The following is an 8,132-nucleotide window of genomic DNA, read 5'->3' as shown; positions in this document are numbered from 1 at the left end:
CAATCGAAGAATGATTTTATTACTGAGAAGTGACTCTAGAATGTCTATTATAAGTTGTTTTATCGGAAGAGGATGTTTATTAATCTTCATTTGGCTAATTAGCAAACCAATGCCCATTGCTAAGCATAGATTTAAATAATTTGCTAAAAAATTCTGGTAAGTAAAAGACCCCATTGCTCTTGGATCATGTTTGAACCCGAATATAAGACTAACTTTTTCGGGACTCAGGGTAAGATAAGTGCCATAAAGTGCCTGGCATACACCTGCTGCTACTAGCCAATATATAAGCGTTTTAATTCTGTCTTTGTTGTTTACATACAATAAAATTAACCATGCAAACATTAGCATAGTGACGGTTTTTAGTAGCATTACAAAGGTTTGATTAGGGTCAATACTTTGCGCTGAGGTTGGTAATAACTGAATGCTTAATACCGCTATCACAGCGAGTAGACTGGCCATTAGGGGCCAACTGGATTTGTCTGGAAAAATAGCTTGTTTTGAATAAGCGCAATTCGCTAGGTGTAAGATAAAGGTACTGCCTACCATAAAGCCAAAAAACATGATGGCCCAAACACGATAACTACCCAGTGGGATAGGCAACCAGAAAATTAAGGCACATAACAAGGCAAAAACAACTTTATCTAACTTATTCAATGTTCAATAACGCATAAAAATTTTATCCAATAATACCACACATGATTTTTAGCTTGAAGATTATAAAAAGATAAACCGCTAATTGTATTGGTCTTTATTATTTTTAGTGCCAAGCTTTATGTTGGCACTTAATGAGGCGTGTGCTTAAGCTAACTCGATAGTGCTTCTGCGACATCGGTAATTTGCTGTCGCAGCCAAATATGGCTGGCATCACGGTGCAGTAGTGGGCTCCAAATCATATCAAGCTCAAACGGCGGAATAGGAAACGGTGGCTCAATAATTTTCAACTCATTGTCGTTTTTATAAATTTGAGCCACTTTTGTGGGCAGTGTTGCAATCAGGTTTTCAGCCTTGGCTAAATGAATAGCAACATGGTAATTACGGGTGAATGATGCAATATTGCGATGTTTACCAAAGTGTGCGAGCGCTTCATCTACCCAACCGAGCTTTTGCACATCGGCAGGGTCCATGCCCACACCCACACCAAAACCTGTTTTACTTACCCATATATGACGTGCTTTTAAATAGGCATCTAGGCTGTAGTTTTCTAATACGGGGTTATTAGCGTTTACCACGCAAGAAAAACTGTCTTTCCAAATACGTTTTTGGTGAAACGATTGCGGCAGGTTATCAAAGCGGTTAATGGCCATATCAACTTTACCGTTTTCTACATCATGAAAGGTCACATCACTGGGTGTTACAATGTCTAATGTAGTGTCGGGAGCAAAGGTTTGCAGGCGACTTAATAGCATTGGCGCAAGTGTGCTTGCAGCGTAGTCACTGGCCATAATCCGAAAAACACGATTACTACTGGCAGGTTCAAAATCACGGTTGGGCTGCAGTGTTTCTTCGAGTGTTAATAACACACCACGAACAACGGGTTGCAGCTCTTTAGCGCGTTCGGTAGGCACCATACCGTCACTGGTACGCACTAAAATTGGGTCGTTCAAAAGTGTGCGTAAACGTTTTAAGCCATTACTCATGGCCGGTTGTGTAATGTTTAGCTGATTTGCAGCGCGTGTTACATTACATTCCCTAAGTAAGGTATCTAGGTAAACTAAAAGATTTAAATCTACTTTACTAATATTCATTATATTTATGCTGTTAAAGTATTCTATAAAAGACTCTAATAAACACTGGAATAAATAACAAGACTTTAGTGAGACTTAAATCTTAGACTTTCGGGATAAGGGTAAATATTGGTACTGATCCCTTGCTTAATTTTTTGCTGCTGCTCGCGCCAATAAGCAGCACAGTTAAGTTCTGGGTGTTGTTCTAATAAAAGTTTTTTAATATGAGGATCGGTTGTCACAAAGGTCGTAAGTTGTTCAATAAATACGTCTTGTGGCGCTACAGAGTAGGCATCTGGGTAATCAAAGTATCCATCCGATTTAGGTAATTCTCTGAAATTCATATCGGTTAAATACTGCACCTCATCGTAGTCATAAAAAATAACCCGTTTATGCTTGGTTACACCAAAGTTTTTGAGCAGCATATCGCCAGGGAATATATTAGCCGACATCATTTCTTTAAGCGCTTGGCCGTATTCACGCATTACATGACGTTTGTCTTGTTCTGGTGCATCTTGTAAAAACAAATTAAGTGGTGTCATACGCCTTTCGATATAAAGGTGTTTTATGATCAGTAAATCACCATCAAATTCGAGTGAACCTGCAATTGATTTTTTAAGACGATCTAATAGTGCCTCAGGAAAACGTGAGATGGGGAAGGCCACATCAGAAAACTCGATGGTATCGGCCATGCGGCCAACTTTATCGTGTTTTTTAACCAGTTGATAACGCTCTAATACCGTGCGCCTGCCAAACGGTTTACCGTCACCAAACTTATCGCGAATTACTTTAAATACATACGGAAAAGTAGGGTGAGTAAATACCTCCATCACCATTCCTGGCGTGCCAGCGGCTACCTCAAAGTTTTCTTTACACGATGCTAAGTGATTTAAAAACTCACGGTAAAATTCGCTTTTACCTTGTTTATGAAAACCAATCGCGTTGTAAAGTTCGGCTGGTGTGCGATTGGGCATTAATTGATTTAAAAAGCTCACCACACCAGAAGGCGAACGGGTATTCACCATAAAATAGGCGCGGGCAAAGCCAAATACTATACGCATTTGCACAGAATTAGTTAGTACAGCATCAATAAATAGGCCTTTGTTTTTATGGTGCAAGATAGGAATAATAAAGGGTTGAACACCGTTTTTACTGACAATTCGACCAACAATATAGGCGGCTTTATTGCGATAAAAAGGCGCTTTTAAAATATCAAAGCGCATCTGATGATTTCGTGAATTAACATTCGGAGCCTGTTTAACAAAGGCTTTGACGATATTTTTAATATCCGATTCAAGATCGATAAAAGGGGCTTTTAAATCAAACTGGGCAAAAATTTGTTTAATGGTTGGTAGTAAGCCATCAACCACTGGGAAAAAACTTTTATATTCTTCTTCGACGGGCACCAGAGGTTCGGTTAAGGTGCTTTCAACAAAAATGAAATCGTTATTAAAATATTTGCGGTGGTAAAGGCGGCAAAATACCGAGTTAAAAAATGTTTCGGCAAGCTCAGCTTGCGGATGAAAACTGAGTAAATCTGTATAGTCGGCTTTAATGGCTAGCCAAAGCTCTGGGTCAAAGTGAGATGCATCTATGCGACGTTTAAGCTTTTCGATACACTCATTTACGCGCTTATCATAATAGCTAATACGCTCAGCACTAATACGTTGCATCGATTGCCAATCGGCATTGGCGAAATGCACTTGAGCCTGCGATGTCAACCCTTGAAACAGTGAATAGTGGTGGCTAAACCCTTTTAAAATCAAGTTGGCGATAACTTGGCTCAACTGCATACATTTACACCTTTTAGTTATTGTGGTTGATGCTTTTTTGCATGATTGGTGATAATTGATACTGCATGTTCAATATCATCAGTAACAGTGAACAATGAAAAGTCACTTTGGTCAATCAACCCTTTTTTAACCAGCTGTTGCTGCATCCAATCGACCAATCCTTGCCAAAACTCACTGCCAAATAACACAACGGGCATTTTTGAGATACGGCCTGTTTGTAAAAGGGTAAGTGATTCGAATGTTTCATCAAGCGTGCCAAACCCTCCAGGCATACAAATGTAACCCATGGAGTATTTTAAAAACATCACCTTGCGTGTGAAGAAGTACCTGAAGTCAAGTTGTTCGTTTTGATAGACGTTGGGGATCTGTTCATAGGGTAATTCGATATTTAATCCGATACTTTTACCTGTTGTTGCACCGCGATTAGCGGCTTCCATAATGCCTGGACCACCACCGGAAATGACAGCAAAGCCTTCTTCGACAAATCGTTTTGCAATATCGACAGTTGCTTGATAATACTCGTTATTTGGATCTAGACGTGCTGATCCAAAAATTGAAATGGCTGGCCCTGTGTCTGATAGTTTGTCAAAACCATCAGCAAATTCGCTGATAATGCGAAACATACGCCATGATTCATCGCCTTTGAGATCATCGATCATTTTGTATCTCCTTTTAAAACCATAAACCACGCGTCAATATAATATGGCATATGACGATTAGCATCATAGTAGGCTTTAATGCCTGGGTAGCTGCCAGCTAAATAATCTAATTGATATAAGTTATTTTCAAATGCGCCACCTGTGTCAGCCATGATTGCCATACGGTATTCACTGTGGTTTTTAAAGTCAAACTGCGCAAATATAAGCGCTCCAAGGCCTAGTTGGTAAATATCACCAGCAAAGGTGACTTCGGGTAACACTTCAATTTTATAGTTGGCATCTTTGCCATAACCTAAAATGCCATTTACCTGTTTAAAATACCAATAACGATTCTGCTTAAAGGGTTTTATAGTGCGATCATATGCAATACCGTTATTACGGTGAACATTATATACTCGCTGCTTGTCATTTAACTCGACAACGATTGTGCCTTGTAACAACGCAGATTCTAAGTCTTCTCGAGTTAGGTAGACGAGTGGCTCGGCAAGCTTATGAAAATCTAACACGCCATTTAAAATTGATTGTTTACCATATTTAAATCGTGTGAGTGTGTTTTTTTGTTGCTCAGCCTCTTCAATCGATAACGCGGATTCATCATAAGGTATTGCATAAAGTGGATAAGCATGGCTTTGCGTTTTTTTATCACTGCCTTTTGCTAAGTGAACATAGTACTTAGTCATAAGCACTTTATCATTAGTTAGCTTTTTTAATAGTAGCTTTTTATCGCTCAGTGTTTTTGCATGGGATGTATCTGAGCTAATACGGTAAAAATCATAATGTTGTTTTAAGAATTGAATGTCAGTTAGCTTTTGTGTGTTGTTTTTTTCATCTGCTTTGGCAAAGTTACACAGCGATTTAAGTGTGCGAGTTATATCATCATTCTCAATGCCATATTGTGATAGTTTTTGTGTGTGAATAACCGCAGGATCATAATCTTTACCGCGAGAAAGGTATTTCACAGTGCTTTTGGCAACTTTACATAAATGTTCAGTATTCGTATTGATTTTAAAATCGTTGCTGGGAGTTTGTTTTGTAATAGAAAAAGAGTTTGCTAATAAAGAGTTGGAGATGAAAACGTTAACAAATAATAAGAATAAAACAATATACTTCATTGAAATATCAGTTAATAAGCTTGAAATAAAACTTAGTTTACTGATTTAAAAAATAAGAAGCTAGGGCTTTAATTCATAACGTTCTAATGTTTTAGGTATTAGATAAAAGTGATTGGCTTTTTAGGATGTAATTAGGAAATAAAGGAGTGAATAAATGGTGGGTCTGAGTGAATTCGAATCACCGACCTCCACGATGTCAACGTGGCGCTCTAACCAACTGAGCTACAGACCCTCGATTTATGTTTCGCATTCTACATAGAATTTTTTGTTGTACAAGCAGAATTTTGCTTATGACCGTTTAACTGATGGATTTATATGCAAAACCTGTCTAGATTAACGCCCTGGAACGATGTCACAGTGTTTGTATAGAGTTTGCCACCAGGTTACATGCTTAATAGAGAGTGCTTTTAAACTATTTGATAAATCTAGTGGATGTATCAACAGGTTACTTTTATAAGGTGTTGAAAACGAGTCCTGCCAAAGCGAGCTAAGTTGTGGATGGATGGCATCGTATTCACGGATCAAGACGTTATGGTATTGCTGTATTTTACTGCCGTAAAACTTAGTGAAGATATTACTCAATATATTCGCCTTCTCCGTGTTGTGACCTGCTTTACACAAAGATGAAATTGAGATTTTGGCCAGTGCTTGGTTTTGTTGTTGCAAAATATGAATTTGTTCGTACATTGCTCTTAATAAACTAGCTAAGTAAGGGTTTTTGTAAAGGGTAGATAAATGATTTTCTAAGCTGATGATTGGTATTGCCTCGATTTGTTTTACATCAAGTGCTGCTTTTATCTGGTAAAGGTAATGCAGGGTATTTAAGGTGGCTTGTTTGTTATCTTCATTTATTTCCATTAATGAATAACGGCTTGGCAAATAAAGTGCTGCTAGTTGAGCATCAAGAAATACTAATTGTTGCCAGAAAAAAAAGATATTAGATGACTTCTCTATATAAACTGAGTTTAACTGAGCTATTAACTTCTCGTCGTTCAGTGTTTTAATACATTGTGGTAAAAGCTGTAAAAATCGTACTTGATATATAAATTGTGCACTTGGTCCTGCCATCTTGCCGAGTTGTGAATTTTGCTCAGCTATTAATTGCCCTAACTGGCAATGTTGAATTTTTGCCAACTGCAAAATAGTTATCTTACTGGTTTGAATTTGTTGAAAAGTGGGTTTTACCAGTTTGTATGTGTCTGAATAGGGTATTAGCTCAGGTAAGCTTAACTGACTTTGTAATCGACTGTGATAATCTAGGTTCAGTGTATCAGGCGCTTTAGAGCACCCAACAACAACTAAAAAAAATACAAAATTAAGAATTATTAAAAGGTGCTTCAGCAAGTCGTTTTCTCACAGTCGTAATTAATAAGATCGCAGCTGTTGATAATCCTACGATAATTCCAAGCCAAAAGCCCTCTGGGCCCATGGGTTCAACAATGAAGTCTGTTAAAGCTAATACGTAACCTAAACTAAACCCGATTAACCAATAAGAAATAAATGTAATGTATGAGATAGGCGCAGTATATTTTAAGCCCCTAAGAATACCGGTTGCTGCCACTTGCAAAGCATCAGGTAATTGGTAAAAACACGCCAAAATTAAAATAGCACTTGCCAGCGCGATGACCTCAACATTATCACTGTACACACTGCCAATCACGCTACGCGATAAAAAAGTAATAAGCGCAACAAGGGTCGAAATCATTAACGCCAATAATAGGCTAGTTGAAACCGTTTTTTTAACTGCAGCATAGTTTTTTTGACCCGCTAAGTTACCAACACGAATACAAATCGCCAGTGCAAGGCTTAGTGGGATCATAAATAGCACGGTAGAAACACTGGCAGCCACTTGGTGACCTGAAACGGCAATTGCGCCAAGTGGGGCAATAAAGAGCGGAATACAAGCAAACAGTGTCACTTCAAAAAAGTGAGCAAGGGCAATGGGAGTACCAAGCTTGGTGATACTTGCTATTGTAGCTAACTTTGGCTTTATGGCGCGTGAAAATAAAAAACGTCCTTTCAAGCGCTTTGAATAAAGCATATAAATAAACAAACTAAATGCCATGCACCAATAAACGATAGCTGTTGCTATGCCGCAACCGGCACTACCATATGCATCAAAGCCGAGTTTTCCGTGAATAAAGATATAGTTAGCAGGAATGTTAATGGCAAGGCCGATGGCCGCGATAAATACCGCTGGTTTGGTATATGCCATACCTTCACAAACGCAGCGCAGTACATTGTAAATTAAAAAGCCAAGTAAACCCCATTTAACATAGTGGATATAACCAAGCGCCAAGCCTGCTACTTCTGGCTCCATCTTTATATACGATATTGGGATCTCAACAAAGTTGATTAGTAAAACGCCAATTGCTGTTAGTAAGAATGCCAAGAAAAAGCCCTGAAACATATCATGACGTATTTCAAACAGTTTTCTTGCGCCAAAATTTTGCGCCACCATACCTGTTAGTGCAAGCAGTACACCAAGCAAAGTTAAAAGCACTGGGTTCCAAATACCTAAAGCAATTGCAAGCGCCGCTAAATCATACGCACTGACTTGACCAGCCATTACAGTATCAACAACGCCCATTAAAATCATGGTTACTTGGGCAATAAAAACAGGAATAGCTAAGCGAAGAATATACCTCGCTTCAAAAACATTAAACGTCATACTTGCGCATTCTAGCAAAATCAGGAAAATCGTATTTTACTGAATGCAGAGATAGATAGGAATTAAATGTTTACTGGTATTGTACAAACAAAGGCGTCGGTGGTATCTGTTTCCACAAGTGGTGAAGTAATGCGCCTAGTTTTGTCTACACCGAATGCGTATTTGAACCATTT

The 8,132-nt window shown here is 38.5% G+C and carries 6 protein-coding genes, 1 tRNA gene and 1 pseudogene; all 8 read right to left on the bottom strand.

The window, feature by feature from the left end:
• Positions 1-561: pseudogene (locus tag ABYD77_RS16230) on the bottom strand (O-antigen polymerase); the annotation flags it as partial.
• A gap of 242 nt (positions 562-803) precedes the next feature.
• Positions 804-1,745 carry a LysR substrate-binding domain-containing protein gene (locus ABYD77_RS16225; protein ID WP_372771152.1) on the bottom strand — a complete coding sequence of 314 codons (942 nt, stop codon included), beginning with the start codon at positions 1,743-1,745 and terminating at the stop codon, positions 804-806.
• A gap of 65 nt (positions 1,746-1,810) precedes the next feature.
• Entirely contained in the window at positions 1,811-3,517 is a 1,707-nt protein-coding gene (aceK, locus tag ABYD77_RS16220; RefSeq protein WP_372771151.1) for a bifunctional isocitrate dehydrogenase kinase/phosphatase, read from the bottom strand.
• Between the two features lie 17 nt (positions 3,518-3,534).
• Entirely contained in the window at positions 3,535-4,176 is a 642-nt protein-coding gene (locus ABYD77_RS16215) for a TIGR00730 family Rossman fold protein (RefSeq protein ID WP_372771150.1), read from the bottom strand.
• Positions 4,173-5,288, bottom strand: coding sequence for an MltA domain-containing protein (locus ABYD77_RS16210; RefSeq protein ID WP_372771149.1), 1,116 nt, complete (start codon positions 5,286-5,288; stop codon positions 4,173-4,175). The genes ABYD77_RS16215 and ABYD77_RS16210 overlap by 4 nt, the downstream gene beginning before the upstream one ends.
• A gap of 155 nt (positions 5,289-5,443) precedes the next feature.
• Positions 5,444-5,520, bottom strand: a tRNA-Val gene (locus tag ABYD77_RS16205).
• A 101-nt stretch (positions 5,521-5,621) separates the two neighbouring features.
• A complete protein-coding gene (locus tag ABYD77_RS16200; RefSeq protein ID WP_372771148.1) occupies positions 5,622-6,632 on the bottom strand; it encodes a DUF3080 family protein in 1,011 nt (336 codons plus the stop codon).
• Positions 6,604-7,959: an MATE family efflux transporter gene (locus ABYD77_RS16195; protein ID WP_372771147.1), complete on the bottom strand. Its 1,356-nt coding sequence runs from the start codon at positions 7,957-7,959 to the stop codon at positions 6,604-6,606. Before ABYD77_RS16195 ends, ABYD77_RS16200 begins: the two co-directional genes overlap by 29 nt.
• Positions 7,960-8,132: the final 173 nt, after the last annotated feature.

It is taken from the genome of Pseudoalteromonas sp., assembly GCF_041629635.1.
Lineage (GTDB): Bacteria > Pseudomonadota > Gammaproteobacteria > Enterobacterales > Alteromonadaceae > Pseudoalteromonas.
The sequence above is the reverse complement of the archived record's forward strand: the minus strand, read 5'-3'. Positions and strand labels throughout refer to the sequence as shown.

Bases quoted from the DNA above. Each gene is read 5' to 3' on its own strand.
- ABYD77_RS16195 (WP_372771147.1), bottom strand. From the start codon at position 7,959: ATGACGTTTAATGTTTTTGAAGCGAGGTATATTCTTCGCTTAGCTATT.
- ABYD77_RS16210 (WP_372771149.1), bottom strand. From the start codon at position 5,288: ATGAAGTATATTGTTTTATTCTTATTATTTGTTAACGTTTTCATCTCC.
- ABYD77_RS16225 (WP_372771152.1), bottom strand. From the start codon at position 1,745: ATGAATATTAGTAAAGTAGATTTAAATCTTTTAGTTTACCTAGATACC.
- aceK (WP_372771151.1), bottom strand. From the start codon at position 3,517: ATGCAGTTGAGCCAAGTTATCGCCAACTTGATTTTAAAAGGGTTTAGC.
- ABYD77_RS16215 (WP_372771150.1), bottom strand. From the start codon at position 4,176: ATGATCGATGATCTCAAAGGCGATGAATCATGGCGTATGTTTCGCATT.